18 protein-coding genes are annotated in these 20036 nt (G+C 53.4%); 8 read left to right on the forward strand and 10 right to left on the reverse strand.

Features of this window, described 5'->3' with window-relative positions; genetic code table 11:
- Window positions 1-43 precede the first annotated feature (43 nt).
- Both BN3772_RS02140 and BN3772_RS02145 read left to right on the forward strand, forming a co-directional pair.
- A complete protein-coding gene (locus BN3772_RS02140; protein ID WP_042196175.1) occupies window positions 44-745 on the forward strand; it encodes an ABC transporter ATP-binding protein in 702 nt (233 codons plus the stop codon).
- Window positions 742-3273, forward strand: coding sequence for an ABC transporter permease (locus tag BN3772_RS02145; protein ID WP_042196178.1), 2532 nt, complete (start codon window positions 742-744; stop codon window positions 3271-3273). Before BN3772_RS02140 ends, BN3772_RS02145 begins: the two co-directional genes overlap by 4 nt.
- Window positions 3274-3374: 101 nt before the next feature.
- On the opposite strand, the gene BN3772_RS02150 is transcribed toward BN3772_RS02145, so the two are convergent.
- The gene (locus BN3772_RS02150; RefSeq protein WP_042196180.1) at window positions 3375-3608 is read right to left on the reverse strand and encodes a helix-turn-helix domain-containing protein; all 234 of its coding nucleotides are present in this window, start codon (window positions 3606-3608) and stop codon (window positions 3375-3377) included.
- 364 nt (window positions 3609-3972) lie between these two features.
- Window positions 3973-4536 carry a GbsR/MarR family transcriptional regulator gene (locus tag BN3772_RS02155; RefSeq protein ID WP_042196182.1) on the reverse strand — a complete coding sequence of 188 codons (564 nt, stop codon included), beginning with the start codon at window positions 4534-4536 and terminating at the stop codon, window positions 3973-3975.
- Window positions 4537-4758: 222 nt separating this feature from the next.
- Here BN3772_RS02155 and BN3772_RS02160 point away from each other — a divergent pair, with 222 nt between their 5' ends.
- The 5 genes from BN3772_RS02160 (at window position 4759) to BN3772_RS02180 (ending at window position 9771) form a co-directional block, all read left to right on the forward strand.
- Window positions 4759-5640, forward strand: a complete 882-nt coding sequence (locus BN3772_RS02160) for a carbohydrate ABC transporter permease (RefSeq protein ID WP_042196398.1) — start codon at window positions 4759-4761, stop codon at window positions 5638-5640.
- 40 nt (window positions 5641-5680) lie between these two features.
- Window positions 5681-6517 carry a carbohydrate ABC transporter permease gene (locus BN3772_RS02165; protein WP_042183272.1) on the forward strand — a complete coding sequence of 279 codons (837 nt, stop codon included), beginning with the start codon at window positions 5681-5683 and terminating at the stop codon, window positions 6515-6517.
- A gap of 32 nt (window positions 6518-6549) precedes the next feature.
- On the forward strand, window positions 6550-7899 hold the full coding sequence (locus BN3772_RS02170) for an ABC transporter substrate-binding protein (protein WP_042196184.1): 1350 nt from the start codon (window positions 6550-6552) through the stop codon (window positions 7897-7899).
- Window positions 7900-8002: 103 nt separating this feature from the next.
- A complete protein-coding gene (locus BN3772_RS02175) occupies window positions 8003-8806 on the forward strand; it encodes an HAD family hydrolase (protein ID WP_042196187.1) in 804 nt (267 codons plus the stop codon).
- Between the two features lie 44 nt (window positions 8807-8850).
- The gene (locus tag BN3772_RS02180) at window positions 8851-9771 is read left to right on the forward strand and encodes a metallophosphoesterase family protein (RefSeq protein WP_042196400.1); all 921 of its coding nucleotides are present in this window, start codon (window positions 8851-8853) and stop codon (window positions 9769-9771) included.
- Window positions 9772-9895: 124 nt separating this feature from the next.
- Here the strand turns inward: BN3772_RS02180 and BN3772_RS02185 are convergent, their stop codons facing one another.
- On the reverse strand, window positions 9896-10987 hold the full coding sequence (locus tag BN3772_RS02185) for an NADH:flavin oxidoreductase (RefSeq protein ID WP_425280406.1): 1092 nt from the start codon (window positions 10985-10987) through the stop codon (window positions 9896-9898).
- Window positions 10988-11231: 244 nt separating this feature from the next.
- Between BN3772_RS02185 and BN3772_RS02190 the strand changes: the two genes are divergently transcribed.
- Window positions 11232-11825, forward strand: a complete 594-nt coding sequence (locus BN3772_RS02190) for a TetR/AcrR family transcriptional regulator (protein ID WP_042196190.1) — start codon at window positions 11232-11234, stop codon at window positions 11823-11825.
- Window positions 11826-11877: 52 nt separating this feature from the next.
- Here BN3772_RS02190 and BN3772_RS02195 read toward each other — a convergent pair whose 3' ends face one another.
- The 7 genes from BN3772_RS02195 to BN3772_RS02225 form a co-directional block, all read right to left on the reverse strand.
- Entirely contained in the window at window positions 11878-12732 is an 855-nt protein-coding gene (locus tag BN3772_RS02195) for a MetQ/NlpA family ABC transporter substrate-binding protein (protein WP_042196193.1), read from the reverse strand.
- An 82-nt stretch (window positions 12733-12814) separates the two neighbouring features.
- Complete coding sequence (locus BN3772_RS02200; protein WP_042196195.1) at window positions 12815-13477, reverse strand: methionine ABC transporter permease; 663 nt, start codon at window positions 13475-13477, stop codon at window positions 12815-12817.
- On the reverse strand, window positions 13477-14232 hold the full coding sequence (locus tag BN3772_RS02205) for a methionine ABC transporter ATP-binding protein (protein ID WP_086074353.1): 756 nt from the start codon (window positions 14230-14232) through the stop codon (window positions 13477-13479). The genes BN3772_RS02200 and BN3772_RS02205 overlap by 1 nt, the downstream gene beginning before the upstream one ends.
- Window positions 14233-14971: 739 nt before the next feature.
- A complete protein-coding gene (locus tag BN3772_RS02210; RefSeq protein ID WP_042196198.1) occupies window positions 14972-15982 on the reverse strand; it encodes an endo-1,4-beta-xylanase in 1011 nt (336 codons plus the stop codon).
- A gap of 82 nt (window positions 15983-16064) precedes the next feature.
- On the reverse strand, window positions 16065-17720 hold the full coding sequence (locus BN3772_RS02215; protein WP_042196200.1) for a glycoside hydrolase family 43 protein: 1656 nt from the start codon (window positions 17718-17720) through the stop codon (window positions 16065-16067).
- Between the two features lie 341 nt (window positions 17721-18061).
- Window positions 18062-19021, reverse strand: coding sequence for a carbohydrate ABC transporter permease (locus BN3772_RS02220; RefSeq protein ID WP_086074364.1), 960 nt, complete (start codon window positions 19019-19021; stop codon window positions 18062-18064).
- Window positions 19022-19023: 2 nt separating this feature from the next.
- Window positions 19024-19998 (reverse strand): ABC transporter permease, encoded by a 975-nt coding sequence (locus BN3772_RS02225; protein ID WP_042196202.1) that lies wholly within the window; start codon window positions 19996-19998, stop codon window positions 19024-19026.
- Between the last annotated feature and the right edge of the window lie 38 nt (window positions 19999-20036).

Here is a 20036-nt window from a genome sequence, read left to right on the forward strand (position 1 = left end):
GCTATCTTAGAGGATAATCACAAATGATGGAGGAGATAATCAAATGCCGATTCTAAACATCGTGAACCTGAAGAAATATTACGGCAAAGATCCGCAGACTACGGTAAAAGCTCTGGATGATATATCCCTGACGGTGGAAAAAGGTGAATTTGTCGCCATTGTCGGCACCAGCGGCAGCGGAAAAAGCACACTGCTGCATATGCTGGGCGGTCTGGACCGGCCTACGGAGGGTAAGGTAACGGTGGACGGGAACGAGCTTTTTGCGATGAGCGATGAGAAGCTGACGATTTTCCGGCGCCGGTCGGTCGGGTTCGTCTTCCAGAGCTATAATCTGGTGCCGATCCTGAGTGTACTCGAAAATATTACGCTTCCCATCGAGCTCGACGGCGGCAGAATCGACCGGACGTATCTGGATGAGGTCATTCAGGCGCTGGGCCTGCAGTCCAAAATTCATTCCCTCCCCGGAAGTCTCTCTGGCGGACAGCAGCAGCGGGTCGCTATTGCCAGAGCGCTCGCTACCAAGCCGTCGATCATTCTGGCGGACGAGCCGACAGGCAATCTCGACAGCAAAACAAGCCAGGAAGTGCTGATCCTGCTGAAGCAAATGAGCGAAAAGTTCAACCAGACCATTGTCATGATTACGCATAACGAATCTATTGCCCAGATGGCTGACCGGATAATCCGCATCGAGGACGGGCGCATTGTATCCGGAAATGCAACACCATCTGGAGCCAGGATACTATGATTGCCAACAACAACCGTAAGATCGTAACCCGCCTCTCACTCCGGAGCCTGCGGGTAAGTCCGCTGCGCAACCTGGCTGTCATCTCCGCTGTGGTGCTGACGACTCTGCTGATTACCTCGATTTTTACGATGTCGCTCAACCTCAACAAGTCAATGGAATTAACGATGATGAAGTCCGTCGGGACAGATTTTCACGGCAGCTTCAAACGGGTGAGTCCTGAGCAGATAGAGATATTACAGCAGCATCCAAGCGTTAAGGAATATGGTGTTATGCTGCATGCCGGGCTTTTGCGCAATGAGGTGTTCCGGGACAGTCCGGTAGAGGTTAAACGGATTGATGAGGCTTCCGCCAGACATAGCTTTATTCATCTCATTGAAGGGGGCCTGCCGGAAGCTGGGAACGAGGTTGTGCTGAGCACCTGGGTGCTGGATAAGTTCGGTATACAGCATGCACTTGGTGAGCGGGTACAGCTGGACATAGATATTACTGAGCGTGTTCTCAAGCAGGAGTTTGTCGTGTCAGGCTATTATGAAGCGGATAAAAATCTGGCGATCGCAGGGCTGGCCTTCGTCTCCGATGCATGGGTGCAACAAAACATATCAGGGATCGATCCGGCAGAGTCTGAAGCCAGCGGCTCCTATGTAAACACCCAAGAGATGAGCGTAATGTTCAAGAATGCCGTCGATATTGAAAAAAAGCTGGATAAAGTACTCGCCGATACAGGTGTAAATAGGCCAACTGGAGTCAACTGGGCTTATACGACCTCTTCCCTGTCTGACAACCTTATTGAGTTTGTGCCTTATGTAGCGGTCATCTTCATTATTATGCTGAGCGGGTATTTGCTGATTTATAATATTTTTTACATATCGGTTGTGCGTGATGTGAAGTTTTACGGTCTGCTCAAAGCGATCGGGACGACACCAAGGCAGCTCAAACGGATGATCAGAATACAATCACAGATCTTGTATCTAATCGGGCTGCCTTTCGGGCTTGCTGCAGGCTATGTAATCGGACGGCTGCTCACGCCGATGATGAATACCTTCTCCAGTGAGCCGATGGAAGCCGCTTATTCCGCCAGCCCGTGGATTTTCATTGGAGCCGCCTTGTTCGCCTATCTGACGGTATGGCTTGCCGCCGGCAAGCCTGGCCGGATGGCCGCGCGGATTGCGCCTGTCGAAGCGGTCAGGTATACGGGAGTGCAGACAACACGGCGGAGGAACAAACGCTCGAAGCGCGGAGGCCGGCTGCATGTCATGGCCTTCACGAACCTGTTCCGCAGCAAAAAGAAGCTCTCCCTCATGCTGACCTCCCTCTCCTTGAGCATTGTGCTGTTCAGCATTATTTTCACGGTAATAGGTTCGCTGGATGTGAATAAATACCTTAGCACGTTTCTTTCCGGCGATATGGTGATCCGCAATGAGAAAATTGAAACACATGAGGGTGAGCGCCCGGGTGATCCTTATAAGCTGTCGGAAGCATTCAGCAGTGATTTGGAGCGGATCGACGGCGTGAAGAGTGTGGAGAAGGTTTACTACTATTATGACATTCATGATATGGATGAGAAAATACGTGCTGTATTGCAGCCTTTGTCGGAGACAGAGCCGCCGCAGCCTTATCTTACAAGCCTGCTGGAGCGGAACTCCGTTTATCTGCAATTGTACGGCATCGATCCCGGATGGTATGACCTGGTGCAGAAGGATGTGATTGAAGGACATTTCGACCCGCAGAAATTCGCTTCGGGTGACTATGTGCTGGTGGCTCAATCACTCATGTGGGAGGAAGATACTTATACCTCTTACTATCATCCTGGAGATATTATGGAGTTCAAAAATCTGGGCAAAAGCTATGAGGTCATGGCTGTGATGAATTACGATGCGCTCTATGCTGCCACGACGCAGTCCTTCTCAACGTACGGGTTTAATGCGTTCTTCCCGTCATCGGAATTGACCGGAGAGCTGCCTGCGGAGACCAACCCGCCATGGCCGCTGTCAGCAACGCTGCATATTGACCCGGACAAGCTGGACAGTGCAACACAGGCCGCCAAATCTCTGGCCGCTTCCAGCGATGAGCTGGTGGTTAAATCGAGAGAGGATTACCGTGAGGAGCTGGACGGATTTATCGGGGTTTTCCAGATTATCGGCTACGGCCTGAGCTTTGTCATTGCGCTGATCGGTGTCCTTAATTACATCAATACAGTCGTTACGGGCGTTATTATGCGGAGGAATGAATTCGCCCTGCTGGAGAGCATCGGCATGACCAAACGCCAGCTCAAAAAAATGCTGGTCTATGAGGGGATATATAATGTCCTTCTGACGACAGCCATTACCTCAACCCTTGGTGTGTTTCTCACTTATAGCATTGCCAAGAGCATTGCGGGCAACACGGCTTTTACCGTATTCCGCATGAGCTGGCTGCCCTTTGTGCTGGTCGTCCCGGTGCTGGCTATCATTGCTTACACGGTAACCCTGAGCTCGTACAGGATGCTGAGTAAGGCTACGCTGATTGAACGGCTGCGGCAGGGGGAATAGCGGGAATAATGGAACAGGCAGATCCGCATGGTTACGGGTCTGCCTGCTGTTGTTGCTGATTAGCCGGTATACACTAGAGTGGCGGAATGCCGGAAATAGCCTCACGGAACCCTCATGCTGCTGCAGGTATTCTCCGGACTTGTTTTCCAGCAGACTGGATATGATTCATGTCGCTTTTCCGGCAGCTCCGGCAGCTTCGCATTATCCGGCATGCTGTTGCCGCGCTCCCAATTACTGGCCGCCTGATAGCTGATGTCCAGCTTGTCCGCCAGTTCCATCTGCGTGATCCCCGCCTGCCCTCTCAGCCTTGCATTGTTACGCCCTACCCTGATCATATCGAACGTGGCTTCCACCCTTTCGCTTGCAGTGACCTTAGTGTAGTGGAGCACCCATAAAATGTATCGTTACTTGAATTGTTGTCTTAATCACAAGCCCATACGCTGAATAAGTGTATTTGGTGCAATTAAAAGCAGCTACGAGCTGTAATCGGAACGTATAACTGCATTTCGTGCAACTAAAATTGCCCGAAACGGCCGAAACAGAAGATTTAAGCCCATATAGTTGTACGGAATACACTTAAACCGGAGATAGGAAGAAAAAAGGGCGATATAGTTGTATAAAGTGCAGCTACCCTGCAAAAGCAGACTGGTTAAAGTAAGGTTCCATTTCCCGCAAAAAACTGGCACAGCATGCCGTGGCTCAATGCTGCTCCGCACCCGGCCCGCCGAACATCTCCCCGTTCTTCAGGCCATCGACAAACTGCTGCAGCCAGCGGTAATACTCCGCTGCATGACGCAGCTTCTCCAGGTCCCGGCTGCAGGACAGCCGCTCCTCTTCAGGCGTATCTCCCGCCTGCGCCAGCATCTCCAGCTGCGGAATTACCGCCCCCATCGCCTCCTGCATCACATCAATCTCCCGCTGAAGCTTCAGTGTGAAGAAGTTCCGGAACGCCTGGAAAAAATCCGTCTCCGCCACATACAGGTCCTTCCGCGCCCGTTTCTCCTCAAGCTTGGTCACCATCTGCGAGGACATCAGGGAGCGGACGCCGTAGCTCATATTGCTTTTACTCATATTCATCACCTGCTTCATTTCCTCCAGCGTCATCGGCTTGTCCTCAAAGAACATAATCCCGTACAGCTGTCCAAAGGAATAATTAGCCCCGTACAAATCCATCGTCTGCGCGATTGCATCAATCACCCTGCGCAGCAGCTGCTCCCGTGGAGATAGCTGCCTGTTGTCTTCACCAAATGCGGCCTGCTTCATTCGCTGCACCTTCACTTTTCATTAGTCTTGTTGCCTTAGCATTACATAAAACGGGAATAAGCGGGGTGTATTTCAACAAATTTTACACAATTTCCGAGCCTGCTTTACTTCCGGTTGACCACACGCTGACTTGTCCAGTGTACAATTTTTTTTGAACAGAGAATGTATTCACCTGCATTATACCGCAAAACTAAGCTGACGGAATGGGGTATCGGAACGAAAATGACACGAAATAAGGTAATAAGCGGTTTAAAGCCCGTGCTCTTTACGCTGCCGGCGATGATACCCTTTGTACTGTTCTGGCTGGCACCGCTGATCTATGTGCTGTATCTCAGCTTCACTGAGTGGGATTTCATGAGTCCAACCAAAACCTTCGTCGGGCTGCAGAATTATATCGACCTCTTTGGCAATCCGGCTTTTTACAAAGCATTGCGGGTCACGGTGCTGTTCTGCATCGGCAGTGTGCTTCCGGTTATAGCCCTCGGCCTGGGGCTGGCTCTGCTGATGAACCGTAAGCTGAAGGGCTCCGGCTTCTATCAGGCGCTGCTCTTCTCGCCTTGGGTTACACCGACTGTGGCTGTATCCATCGTCTGGTCCTGGATTTACGAGCCTGAAGTCGGGCTGGCCAACACGGTGCTGAATACTCTCGGCCTTGAACCGATCGGCTGGCTGCAGGACCCCAAGTGGGCACTCTTCGGCGTGCTGCTCGTAACGGTCTGGAAATCGGCGGGCTGGGCGATGATCTTCTATCTCGTAGCTCTGCGTAATGTTCCTTCCGATCTGCTGGAGGCAGGCGAGCTTGACGGGGCCGGGGCTGTGCAAAAATTTGTCCGGATTACGCTGCCGCTGATCTCACCGACCACGCTGTTCCTGTTCGTGGTGCAGATGGTTCAGGCGCTGCAGGCCTACGATCAGATTAATGTGCTGACACAAGGCGGTCCGTCCGGCTCAACCCGTACGCTGCTGTACCTGTATTACCAGTCTGCTTTTGAGTCCTTCCAGATCGGCGAGGCTTCCAGTGTGGCTGTAGTACTGGTGTTCATCTGTATGCTGCTGTCGGTGCTGTCGCTCAGCATCAGTAAACGGACGACGCATTATCAATAAATCGTTACATCTAAGGAGGTCTTTCCACTTGCGCACGAGTATGCTCTCACGGCTGGGCGGACCGGCCCGCCATGCTTTCTTCGCCGTACTGGCGCTGCTGATGGCCTTCCCCTTCTACTGGATGGTCACCAGCGCCCTCAAAACCAATGATGAAATCTGGGCCTCCCCGCCGACACTCTGGCCTGCGGCTCCGCTCTGGGGGAATTTCGCCGAAGCCTGGAATGAGGCACCGTTCGCCAGATATATGGGCAACAGCATTCTGGTCGCCGGATGCATTGTCATCCTGCAGATTATCAATTCCGGCATGATGGCCTATGCGCTGACTCATATGAAATTCCGCCTGAAGGGCATTTTCGCCGGAGTCATTCTATTCGGTTATATGGTACCTGCTACGGCAGTCTATCTGCCCAGCTATCTTGTACTGTCTGAACTGAATCTGCTCAACAGCTACGGCGGGCTGATTCTCTCCAACTGCGTCAGCGTATTTGCGATTTTCCTGATCCGGCAGGCCTTCCTGCAGGTATCCCATGAGCTGGTCGAAGCCGGCGAGATGGACGGGGCATCGCATATGCGGATTCTCTGGACAGTGCTGGTGCCGGTGACAAGATCCTCTTTTGCCGTAATGGCACTGATCACCTTCATCGATCATTACAACAATTATTTCTGGCCGATGCTGATTACCAAGGACCCTGCACTGCAGCTGGTCTCAGCCGGTCTGCGCAGCTTCTTCGTGGAAGGAGGTGCATACGGATTGAAATGGCCGCTGATCATGGCCGCCAGCGCCTTCACCATCGCCCCCCTGCTGCTTGTTTTTGTGCTGGCACAGAAAACGATTATGCAAAGTGTCAATATGACTGCAGGCTCCAGTAAAGGCTAAAATACTATTTTCTAATAAAGAGGAGAATGATGATGAACGTCTCATTGAAAAGATTGTCCGCACTATCCGTAATTGCCGGAATGACCGTCCTTACAGCTTGCGGTGCAAACGGCGCCGCCAATCAGGTTACAGAGGCAAGCAGTGCATCATCAGCTCCCTCCGCAGCAGCCCCTGCTGCCCAAAGTGAGCCGGTAACGATTGAATTCTGGTATGGCCTGGGCGGCAAGCTCGGCGAAAATATGGAAGCACTCATTCAAAAATTCAACGCCTCCCAGCAAGAGGTTACCGTAAAAGGCATCGTGCAGGCAGATTACACAGAAACCCAGCAGAAGCTCCAGGCGGCGATTGCTACCGGGCAGGTTCCGGCGGCCGTGTTGTCCTCGAATGTGGACTGGGCGCGCAAGGGGTATTTTGCAGAATTGGATCAGCTGATTGCGGCACAGCCCGATTTCAACCCGGATGATTTCGTACAGACCTTCCTGAACCAGGGCAAGGTTGACGGCAAACAGTATTTCCTGCCGATGTATGGCACAACACAGGTGATGTATTACCGCCAGGATGCTTTTGCGAAGAGCGGAATAGATGCCAGCCAGATCAAGACCTGGGAGGATCTCGCTGCCGCAGCTGAGAAAATGACGGTTAAAGAAGGCGGCAAAACAAGCGTCTACGGCTGGGAGCCGATGTGGGGCTCCGGCAATATGATCGACGCGGTGCTGAGTAAAGGCGGCAGCATTCTGAGTGAAGACGGCAAAACCGTTACTATTGACTCTGCTGAGTGGACTGAAACGTGGGATCTGTTCCGCACATGGATTCACGAGGACCAGATTATGCGCATTCATTCCGGCGGACAGGGCTGGGAGTACTGGTACAAAACGATTGATGACGTAATGAAAGGCCAGGCGGCCGGCTATACCGGCTCCAGCGGTGACCAGGGCGATCTGGACTTCAGCATCGTAGCGGCAATGGAACAGCCGGGCTGGGCCGGGATCGGCGAAGGCAAACCGGTAGCTGAAGCTATTCAGGCCGGTATCCCCGCAAAAGCAAGCGATGAAGAGAAGCAGGCCGCGCTGAAATGGCTGGCTTACTTTACAAATTCGGAGAATACCGCCTTCTGGTCGATCAACACCGGATACATTGCGGTCCGCCAGTCTGCTCTGGAAGATCCTGCGTTCATCTCGTTCAGCGAGACTAATCCGCAGATCAAAATTCCGCTGCAGCAGGCCTCTCATGCCTCCGCTCCGTTCCAGGACCCTACGGGCGGCAAAATCAATGATGCACTGAAAATTGCTGCGGATAAAGTACAGATCGAGAACATCCCGGCGGCTGAAGCGCTCAAAGAAGCACAGGCAACTGCACAGGCAGCGCTGGATAAGGTCAAGTAATCCGGGGGAATGGCGGACTCGCCTGACTCACAGATTAATCCCGTAAATATACAATGATGTAAATCATCAATGACGTGAATTTAGAATAAAGGAGGCCGCAGCCGTGCCTGAGCTGATTACCCCGCAGGGGAATTACGACATATCCGCCATCCTGTTTGACAAGGACGGCACCCTGCTCGACTTTGTCTCTCTTTGGGGGAGCTGGAGCGAATGCCTGCTGATGCATTTCACCCGGCAGTTGGAGCTGCGCGGCCTTACATTTCCCGTGCCTTACCTGAACAGTCTGCTGGGAACCGTCCATAACAGCGAAGGCCGGATTACCGGCTATGACCGCAACGGTCCGCTCGCCATGGGCACGATGAACGATCTGTATGCCATCCTTGGCTGGCAGGGCTACCTGCTGGGCCTCTCCTGGGCAGAGTCAATGGAGCTGGTGGAAGCCTGCCGCCGGGAGGCCGACGCCATGCTGGAGCATAGCCGTCCCGTTCTTCCGCTGCCTGGCCTGCTCCGCTTCCTGGATGAATGTGCTGCCGGAGGCATAAAGATGGCCGTAGTGACAGCGGATGAAACCGAAGCCGCGGAGAAGCATCTCCGCTGGCTCGGCATCCGCCGCTATTTCTCGGCCGTGATTGGTACCGATCAGGTCGAGCGCGGCAAGCCGTTCCCCGATATGGCCCTGCTGGCCTGCAGACAGCTTGGGGTCCACCCCTCCGCTGCAGCCGTAATCGGCGATACGAACGGTGATATGCGCATGGCCAAAGCTGCAGGCGCAGGGGCTGCCATTTCCATTGCAGCGGATGCCGGAGCTGCTGTGCCGGGGGGTTCTTCGGCCAAAATGCCACTCGCTCATGTGCTGCCCGATGCTGATACCGTTGTACAGTCTTATGAGGAGCTCTCTTTTCAATAAGCATAGAATCATACAATCATACTCAAGGAGGCGAGTCTTTGCAGATGGAGACCAAGTTAACAGGCGGAGAAATACCGCTGCTCACCTTCCAGATTATTACCGACACCCATGTCACCGCAGACCCGGCCCATGAGTATAACCGGAACTTCGAACGTGCCCTGCAGGATCTGGCCGTCCATGCCCGGGGCAGCAGCGGGATCATGCATATTGGCGATATTACCGATCACGGCTTCCCGGAGGAATATGCCGAGGTTCAGCGGATTCTCGGCCAATACCGGACGGTGCTGCCGGAAATCCGTTATACGCTGGGCAATCACGATGTCGGCATCGGCCACTGGCAGCCGCAATTGGCGGAAATCGGTCTGGGCGACTGGGAGTCACGCCTCGGTATGTACACCTCCCGCATGGGTTCGCCGGGGCCTTATCATGACCATTGGATCGGCGGATATCATTTTATATTCCTGGGAACTGAGGAGGGATTACCGATATTCTGCAGCCTGTCGGCTGAACAGCTCCAGTGGCTGGAGTTGAAGCTTAGCGAGCGGCCTGACGGCGAACCGGCTGCAGCGGATCAGCCCGTCTTCCTCTTCCTGCATCAGCCGCTGATGAACACCGTGGCCGGCTCTCTTGAAGAACAGGAATGGTACGGTGTTACACAAGACAAGGAGCTGCGTGCGATTCTGGACAAATTCCCGCAGACCCTGCTGTTTACCGGCCATACCCACTGGGAGCTGGAATCCGAGCATACCATGTTCCCGGGTAACGGGGAGACGGCCACGATGTTCAATGCAGCCTCGGTTGCGTATCTGTGGAACAATGAGGATGTGCATGTAGACGGCAGCCAGGGATTCTATGTTGAAGTATTCAGCGATAAAGTGCTGGTGCGCGGGCGCGATTTCACCACTGGAACGTGGATTGAACCGGCAATCTTTGAGGTTCCTATGCTGCTTAAAACGCATAAGTAACAGGGCAGATATTTGCCAGCCATTCCGATATTCGATAAAAGAAAAAGCAGCGGCCCTCCACAAGGAGGAACCGCTGCTTTTTGCGTTGCGACCTGTATCCGCCTGCAATGACGGTCAGCTTGATTCAATACAAAACAGCCGCTGCTTCCGGTGTAAACGGCTTAATGTCATCCAGTCTGCCTTCATGCACCTTCTTCGCCCATGCCGGATCACCGAGCAGCGCACGGCCTACAGCCACCAGATCAAATTCCTGCTGCTCCAGCCGGCTCATTAGTTCCTGATAACCCGGTACGCCGGTCTCCCCGTCATCTGCCATACCGACGGAGCCGACAGCAATCGTGGTCTTGCCGCTGAGCTTCTTCACCCAGCCGGCCAGGCTAAGCTCAGATCCAGCAAACCCCGGCTCATTGAAGCGGCGTGTCGAGACGTGGAAAATGTCCACTCCCGCTTCAACCAATACGCTCAGGAACTGCTCCAGCTGTTCTGGTGTATCCCACAGCTTCGCTGTATAATCCGCCATTTTCCACTGGGACAGCCGCATCGAAATTGGATAATCCGGCCCGACCGCAGCGCGTACAGCACGCACTACTTCCGCCGCAAATGTGGTACGCTGCAGATCATCACCGCCGTAACGGTCTGTGCGCCGGTTTGTTTTTGCCCAGAAGAACTGATCAATCAGAAAACCGTGTGCCCCGTGAAGCTCGATTCCGTCAAAGCCGATCCGCCGGGCATTCGCCGCTGCGTCCGCATAAGCCTGAATGACTTCATCAATATCCTGTTCCGTCATCGGCTCGCCCGCATAGTTGCCTTCAAGGTCCAGCCCTGAGGGGCCCAGTGACTTTGCCTGCGGATTAGGCCCGGTGCCTTCGGGACGGATCATGCCCATATGCACCAGCTGCGGAAAAATCATCCCCCCTGCTTCATGCACCTGCCGCACCACACTGCTCCAGCCTGCCAAAGCCGCTTCACCGGACATATCCGGCAGTCTGGACTCACTTGCTGCTGCCGGATGGCCGATTACCGCACCCTCTGTAATAACAAGTCCGACTTCATTCTCCGCGCGGCGGCTATAGTATGCGGCTACATCCTCTCCCGGTACACCGTCCGGGGAAAAGGCCCGTGCCATCGGTGACATAACAATCCGGTTGGATATGGTCAATTGCCGAACCTTATACGGCTCAAACAAGGCTTCCAGTGCTTGTGTCTGCTGCTCAATACTCAAATGTAACGCCTCCCTGAACTTCCGGATTTTCGCCCGGTCCTGTTATCCTAGCCGTTTACGGCGGGATATGTAGGCTAGCTTATCAGGCAGACGCTCCCCCTACAACCGACAATCCCGCCGGATTGTTGCTTAAGCGAAGGCCCCGGATCATTGTCGGGGAGGAAGAAAACATTTGTTGTCGCACGGGCGCATGATTATAATTAGAAGAATCTTTTGACACCTGAAAGGATGTTCATTAATGGCTAATGTGCTATCCCCTAACCCGAACGATCCGCGTGTAATCCGGACACGGCAGCTGATTCTGGACGCCTTCCTCCGGCTGCTGAATACCAAGGATTTCAACCAGATCACGATCAGTGATATTACCAGTAACGCAACAGTTAACAGGGCTACGTTTTATGCCCATTTTGCCGATAAATATGCGCTGCTTGAAGACATGCTGTCCAGTGCTTTTACAACTCTGGTCGTCCAAAAGCTTGATACCGAAGCCCCGCTGACGGAACAGACTCTTCTGGAGCTGATTGAGGCCCTGTGCGCTTACCACGAATCCAGCCAGCATTGTGTCAAAAAATATGATTCCGTGGCCCTGATGATCGAAGAAAATATTAAGCTTCAGCTCGAACAGCTCATTCTCAGGCTGCTTGGAAAAACTTCGGGCACACCTGATCATTCAAAAGCGTTAGGCTCCGCCGCAACGCTGCTAAGCTGGTCCATCTATGGTGTAACCTACCGCTGGAATCAGGATGGCCGGACCGAAGCTCCCGCCGAGCTTTCCAAGCGTGTCAGTCCGTTGATTATGGGCGGAATCTCTCATTTGCATAGTATCACATAAAAAAAGAGGCGCCCCCGTAATCATTCACAGGGACAACCTCTTTGCATAACTGTTATTTAAAAGCCGGCAGAGCAATCTCTGCATAATTATCTTCCAGGAACTTCTTCACTTCGGGACCGCTGATGCGCTTTGCCAGCTTCTGGATTGCATCAGAATCCTGATTGTCTTCCCGCGCTACGAGCGTAATTGTAAATTCGGAATCCTCACGTTCGGTAATCAGCGCATCCTTCCTCGGAGTCAGGCCAAGCGGGCTGGCATATGCAGGAGTCATTGCCACCAGGTCGCCGTCATCCAGCATCCGGGCCAGCATCAGCAGGTCAACTTCCTCGATCTTGAAGTTCTTCGGATTTTCCGTAATATCCGCCTGGGTTGCTGTGATGCCTACTCCATCCTTCAGCTTAATCAGACCGGCATCGGCAAACATCTGCAGTGAACGTCCGATATTGGACGGGTCATTGGCCATTACCAGCTTCGCGCCTTCCGGCAGCTCCTCGATGGATTTGACCGTTTTGGAATAACCGCCGTAGATCGCGTCATACACAGGCTGTACCGGAACGAGGTTCGAGCCCTTGCTGTCATTGAACTGCGTCATGTAAGGCACATGCTGGAAGAAGTTCGCGTCCACTTCCTTGTTCGCCAGCGCCTCGTTCGGCTGCACATTGTCGGACAACACAACGATTTCCATATCCACCCCGTCCTCAAGCAGCAGCGGCTTCACAATATCAAGAATATCGGTCATTGGAGGAATCAGTGTTGCTACCTTGATTTTTACGGGTTCTGTACTTGCTGCAGTTGCTGCCGGCGCTTCCGTAGCTTCTGCGGCATTTTGAGCATTGTTAGTGTTGTTACCGCAGCCTGCAGCAACCAGAACGAACAGCATCAGCATTGCAATCATGGACTTTTTCATTGTTTTTCATTAACCCCCGATATTTATATTTGGATTTCAAAATAGTACAGCCTGTACATTCATTGCTCAGTCTTCCCTTTAATCAGCGTTTATCCAGCAGTCTTGCCGCCGTGCTTCCGGTGAACTGAATCAGCTGCACGAGCGCAATCATGACGACGATGGCGTAGGCCATCACTTCGGTCTCAAACCGCTGATACCCGTAACGGATGGCAAAATCGCCGACACCCCCGCCCCCAACAACACCCATCACCGTTGAAAAAGAAATAAAGCTGATCGTGGAAGCCGTGAGTCCGAGCACCAGCCCCGACCGCGCCTCCACATACAGGAACTTAAAAATCAGCTCCACCTTCGAAGCTCCCATGGACAGAGCAGCCTCAATTGTACCTTTGGGAACCTCCAGCAGGGATTGCTCCACCAGACGGGCATAATAAGCTATGGCGACAACCGACAGCGGCACTGTTGAGGCTAATGTCCCGATCGCCGTTCCCACCAGAAACCGGGTCACTGGAATAAGAGCCACCACCAGCAGCAGGAACGGAAAGGAGCGGACCACGTTAACGATGCTGTTCAGCGTCAGTGACAGGCTCCGGTTCTCATAAAGCTGGCCCTTGCGGCAAAAGTACAACAGTGTGCCCAGCGGAAGCCCGACCAGCAGCGCTGCCAGGATGGAGATTCCGACCATAACAAAGGTCTCTCCGATTGACTGCCACATCAGATCCTGGTATTTCAGCATGCTTTCCCACATTATCGCCCACCTGCCTTGCCGGTAATCTGCTCGCGGTAGGAGCCGGAATGCCCCGATGGGGGAAGGAACCCGTTCTCCTCGCGTGAGAACGCATCCACGATAATCCCGTCCCGCATGACAGATACCTCAGCGCAGATGCTGCGCACCACATCCAGCTCATGGGTCACGATCACGATCGTTACGCCGAGCGCAGTGTTAATATGCTTCAGCACGCTAAGGATGTCCGCCGTAGTCACCGGGTCCAGCGCGGAGGTCGGCTCATCGCACAGCAGCAGCTGCGGGCTATTGGCCAGGGCGCGGGCAATCGCTACCCTTTGCCGCTGGCCGCCGCTGAGCCGGGCGGGATACTGCTCCGCTTTGTCGGTCAGGCCGACGAACTCAAGCACCTCAGCCACCCGCTTCTGTCGCTCCCCCTTCGGCACACGCGCCAGCTCCAGCGGAATAGCCACATTACGGCTGACGGTTGCATTGGCGACCAGGTTAAAATGCTGAAAGATCATTCCGATCTTCTGCCGCTCCCGGCGCAGCTCTTTCTCTGTTAATGCCGTCAGCTCCTTGCCGCCTGCATGCACAGTGCCTTTGTCAGGACGCTCCAGCAGATTCATCAGACGCAGCAGCGTTGATTTGCCGGCTCCGCTTGCCCCGATTATGCCGTGGATTGAAGCCGGTTGCACTGAGAGTGATACATCCCGGACCGCGTGATGGCTGCCTTCCCTCAGTTCGAAGCTTTTACTAACTCCGTTCAGCGCTAAAATCGTATTCCGCCCCTCTCCGGACCTGTTGATAATAAAGCTTGTTCCCCCGTGAAGTGTACTACAACTATTTTAAAACTGTTTTATTAAAAATCTCTTTAAATAATAAGGCATAACCTTCACTGTGTCATCATTTATTTTTAAAATGATATATCAGACCTATGGAAGGCTTCCCTTCCTCTAAGGATGCGCGGCCGGAGTTAAAATTATCCTGCTCCTCCGGAAGAAGGGGCTGTTATGTAGAAAATACAGCGCGGCTCAGGGGTTTCGCACCGCATACGCCTCCCGGTGCGCGGTCCGGAAGCCCCAGCCGGCGGGGCAAACCTCAGTGTGCCGCCCGGCTTTCGGCGCATTAAAGGGATTTTTCCCTTTAATGGCGGGCTCGAGGCCCGGCTTTCAGCCGGCGGCCTTAACCTGGAGTTTGACTTCAGTCAAACGCATTTTGCCTCTCATTTAGTCCCACAGGCCAGTTTAGGTTACTTAACTACATAAACAAAATAGCGGCCTCCATAAACGGGAGACCGCTATCTAACTTGTATAGTTACTGTTACTTTAACTGCATCCAATAAGCCTCACTCAGAGCATAAGCATAATTAGATTGAACCTATACGTTTGTTAACAAATCTGGATTGCCTCTAGTCAGTAAGTCGATAAACTCTAACCGGTGACTTTAACAAACCAGCTCTTATTCAACCAGAGAAAGCGGAGCTAAGCTAACTCCGCTCTCTTATTCTATTACAGCTTAGCGGCTGCGCGCAGCAAGCCGATCGAACGCAGGCTTTGGCCGGTGCTGTTCGTCGAACAGGAACGGCCAGTTTTTGCGTCCGCGGACAGGGAAGTTGTCCAGCCACGTGTAGTCGTCCGCCGCCCCCCAGAAGGTGACGGACGAGATGACCTCACGGTATTCCCGGAGCAGCCGGAATACCGCGTCATACCGCTCCGCCTGGAGCTCAAGCAGCTCCGGCGGCGGGCTTGACAGGTCCGTCCGCTTATCGTCAAAGCGGAACAGGGACATATCCAGCTCGGTAAGCTGCAGCTGCAGCCCGAGCGAGGCGTACTTCTCGATCGCTGCCCGGATGTCATCCAGCGCGGGGTCGTACAGATTCCAGTGGGCCTGCAGGCCGACACCGTGGACCGGCACTCCCTGCTCCAGCAGCGACTTCAATAGTGTATAGATTTTGTCGCGCTTCTGCGGATGACTCTCATTGTAGTCATTGTAGAACAGCAGCGCCTGCGGATCAGCCGCGTGGGCATATTTGAATGCCCGAGCAATGAACTCAGGTCCGGCGATTTCCAGCCATTTGGAGGGCCGCAGCAGCTCCGGACCTTCATCAGCGATTACCTCGTTGACGACATCCCAGGCATAAATCTGCCCCCGGTAACGCCCGGCTACTGTATCAATATGTGACTTTAGGCGTGACAGCAGAAGCTCCTTGCTTACTGCCGCGCCTGCTCCGTCTGTAAAGAGCCAATCGCTCGTCTGGTTATGCCACACCAGGGTATGACCGCGCATCGACAATCCGTGCTTCCGGGCAAATGCCGCCAGCTCGTCCGCCTGTTCAAAGGTGTATACCGCCTCCTGCGGATGCACACTTTCAAACTTCATCTCATTCTCGGCAGTGATACTATTGAAATGATAGGCGAGCAGCTGCTCCTGCGAGCGGATCGTGAGCGGATTCACCGCTGCGCCGATCTTCCAATCATCAGTGAACAAGTCCTTTAACGAAAGCCCGCTAAAGCTGTTATCTCCCATCCTAATACCCTCCCGCAATAAAATTTCCGCAAGTATAGTCAGCCTTCACTGCCATGAGCCATGCAGATGTAACCGCAGCCGCTCAAGCCTGCCATTCCAGCCAGTCGAAATAAGCAATGCCCGGCATCTCCCGGCCGTTACCCGTCGCGTACATGCCAACCACTACTCCGGTAAAAGCATTTCCTTCCGCTGCCTGCGGTGACAGCTCATATGCTGCACCTGCTGCAAGCCGGGTCCACTCCTTACCGTCCATGGAATAAAGCAGACGGTACTCGCGGTAATCTGCGGTAATCTTCAGAAAAACCCTGCCTTCAGATTCGTTTACCGGAACCTCCGCTGCCAGCTCCGTCTGCCCTCTCACCGTTAGCCGTGCAAACACCAGCAGTTGACTGTCCCTGACAATCATCCCTGCTTCATAATGGGCCCGCTCATTCATTCTGACGCACAATCCGGCTTCCGCACCGTCCTCCTGAGTTTCCAGCTCAAGCAGCGTGCTCCACTCTGCATTAAACTGCTGCTGTCTGCGGCCGACAAAGGCTGTCTGGCCGGTATCGCTAAGTCCGGCCGGCTGCCCCTTCAGCGCCAGCCAGCCCGGACGCTCCTCCAGCGACCAGCTGTGCTCAGCCGGGTTGCGCAGGAAGACCAAATCATGGGGCAGCAAACGATCGTCAAACTCATACCGCCCGCTATAAAGAACGCTCCTCCGCACCTTTTCATCCAGGCTGATCCCAGCTTCACTTAACTTATCAAGCTCACCCGCAGCCTCCAGCTTAGGTAGCCTGCAGCCGCTCCCGGCTGCCTCTTCCTCTTCCCCGTCACTGTAACAAGGCCGCTCCACACACATCTCCAGCCCGACCGTACCCTCATTGTTATCAATCAGCGGCCAGCCGTCCTCACTCCAGCTCACCGGGGCCAGATAGGTCTCCCGGCCAAGCACACCGTAGCCGTCCTCCCCAAGACGTACACCAAGAAAGACCGCCCACCATCCGCCGTCCGGTCCTTCGATCAGATCGGCATGACCCAGATACTGGATCGGATGCTCAAGCTCCCTGTGGGTCAGAATCGGCTTGGCCCATTCCTCAAACGGACCGTACGGCGAGCTGCTGCGGCCGATGATCTCGCGGTGCTCCTTGGCCGTTCCGCCGGAAGCCGCCATGATATAGTACATCCCGTTAATCTTGTACAGATGCGGACCCTCCAGCCACGGCCCGCCGTCCCCGTTCCAGATCACCACAGGTTCAGTCAGCGCTGCTCCGGTGGCAATATCAATCTCATACTGGATGATGTGCGAGTCATAGCCTGCACCCTGCTGAGCAGTTACATAGACTCTGCCGTCCTCATCGAACATAAGCGATGGATCAATACCGCCATAAGGGACGGAGATAGGGTCAGACCATTGGCCTTTGGGGTCAGCAGCGGTTACGAAGAAATTGCCCCTGCCCCTCACATCTGTTGTAATCATATAGAAAACCCCGTCGTGATAACGGAGCGTCGGCGCATAAATCCCGTCAGAGCTGCCGCAATTACGGATGTCGAGCTGGCTGATCCGGTCCAGCACATGGCCGATTTGCTTCCAGTGAATCAGATCACGGCTGTGAAACAGCGGAACGCCGGGAAAATATTCAAAGGTGCTGCAGACCAGATAATAATCCTCTCCTGCCCGGGTAATGCTCGGATCAGGATAAAAACCCGGCAGCACCGGGTTCGTATACTTTATGAATGATTGCTTCATCTCCATGTAATAACCTTCCTTTTAGTCGATAAAGGCACTTATATCTGCCGGAGATTACGGGCCGGGCCTACACTTTAATTGGATTTTTGCCACCTAATTTCACTGAATCCGAGTCTCTTGCGAATTAGTCGGAAAACCTCCACCTACTTCAGCCCGTAAGCCCTAATAGTGGCGAAAACAGCAGATTTAGATGACCTTTTTCCCCCTAATACTCAAATTCTAGCCTGTAGCCGCAAAATAGGTCGCCAATTTCCACTTAAATCGGATCACTCAGCACGCTGTAAACTTGGATTAAAGCGACTCCAGAGTATACTTTGAATTTGGAGTCCGGCTGCTTTCTTAAGATCCTACTCCTTAACACTCCCCACATTCAGACCAACCACAAAATACTTCTGCATGAACGGATACACGAGCAGGATCGGAACCGAAGCGACTACTGTAATCGCGGCCCGGATCGACAGCGGTGTCACCAGCGCCCGCGCGGATTCCTGGTCCATCCCTACCCCGGCGGCAACGTTCGGGTTGCTGTTGGAGTTCATCGTCGAGGATAAGAGCTTCATCAGCTCGTACTGCAGCGTGCTCAGGTGCTGCCGGGAGGAGGTGTAGATAAACGCATCGAACCAGGAGTTCCAGGCCCCTACCGCAACAAACAGGGCAATGGTGGCAAGCACCGGCTTGCACAGCGGGAAGACCACCCTCATGAAGATTTTGAAATCTCCGGCTCCGTCAATTCTCGCTGACTCCATCAGGCTTTCAGGTATGGTACCGATGTAAGTCCGGATAACGATCATATTGAAGGCACTGATCATCGACGGGAAAATATACACCCAGAAGCTGTTAATCAGGTTCAAGTCCTTGATCAGAAAATAGCTCGGGATCAGACCGGCGCTGAAATACATCGTCAGCACGAAGATTACGGTGATCGGCTGGCGGAAGACATATTCCCGCCGGCTCAGCGTATAGGCCAGCATGGTCGTCAGAAAGATATTCAGCACTGTCGACAGCACCGTCCGCGCTACAGAAACCAGAAAAGCATCATAAATCGTGCCGGAGGCAAAGATCGCCTTGTAATTCTGGATGGTCCAGGCTCTCGGCCATAAGTAAATGCCGCCGCGGATTGTGTCATTCCCCGCGTTAAACGAAACGGCAATGGTATTCAAGAACGGATATAACGTAACAATCACGAGACAAATCATAAATACTGTATTAAAGGTGGTGAACAGCACAGGCTCCAGCTTCCCTTTGCCGATGCTTCTTCTCACTCTCATGCCTGTGTTGTGCCCGGGGCTAATCTGCCGGTTATCCATCATTATAACAACCTCTCTTCCCCAAGCCGCTTGGAAATACCGTTAGCCATCAGCAGCAAGGTTACGCTGACCACCGTTTTGAAGATACCGCCTGCGGTTGCGAGTGAATAGTTGCCTTGTGCCAGCCCGTATTTTAGGACAAAAATATCAATCGTTTCCGCCCAGTCCACAACCAGCCCGTTGCCGAGCAGATACTGAACTTCAAAGCCTGCCTCAAGCACGTGTCCGATGGACATGATCATCAGGATGACAATGGTTGCTTTGATGCCGGGCAGCGTGACAAACTGCATTTTTTTGTAGCGGCTCGCCCCGTCGATTTCCGCAGCCTCATACAGCGCCGGGTCAATCGAGGCAATAGCTGCCAGATAAATAATCGTATTCCAGCCGACTTCCTTCCACACATGCGAGGCACCTACAATGCCCCAGAAGTACTTGCCTTCACTGAGCCACAGAATCGGCTCTTTAATCAGATGCAGCTTCATTAGTACAATATTTACAATCCCGTCATTGATCGACAGTGAGGTCGCTACAATGCCGGTAACGATAATCCAGGACAGGAAATGCGGCAGATAGGAGATGGTCTGGACCGTTCTTTTCCACAGCACATTTTTAATTTCATTCAGCAGCAGTGCCAGCACAATCGCCGTTACAAATCCGAGCACCAGGTTAATGATCCCCATGGACAAGGTGTTGCGCAGGACACGCAGAAAATTATCGTCGGTAAACAGAAATTTGAACTGCTTGAAGCCGACCCATTCCTGTTCGCTGAAAGACTTGGCAGGCCGGTAATTCTGGAAGGCCATCGTCCAGCCCCAGACGGGCACATAGGCAAAAAGGATAATGTAGAGCATTAAAGGCACTGACATCCAGATCAGCTGATTCTGGCTTTTGATCAGCGACCAGGTAACCGGCCGCTTTTTCTTTTTGCGGCGGTTGGAATGCCGGACGGCTATTTCTGTTTCTAAGGTCTCAGCCATAGTAATTGTCTCCCCGCTCCTCGTTTATTGGAGCAGGC

Origin of the sequence: Paenibacillus camerounensis (assembly GCF_000723885.1) — a bacterium.
In the GTDB taxonomy this organism is placed as follows: domain Bacteria; phylum Bacillota; class Bacilli; order Paenibacillales; family Paenibacillaceae; genus Paenibacillus_AQ; species Paenibacillus_AQ camerounensis.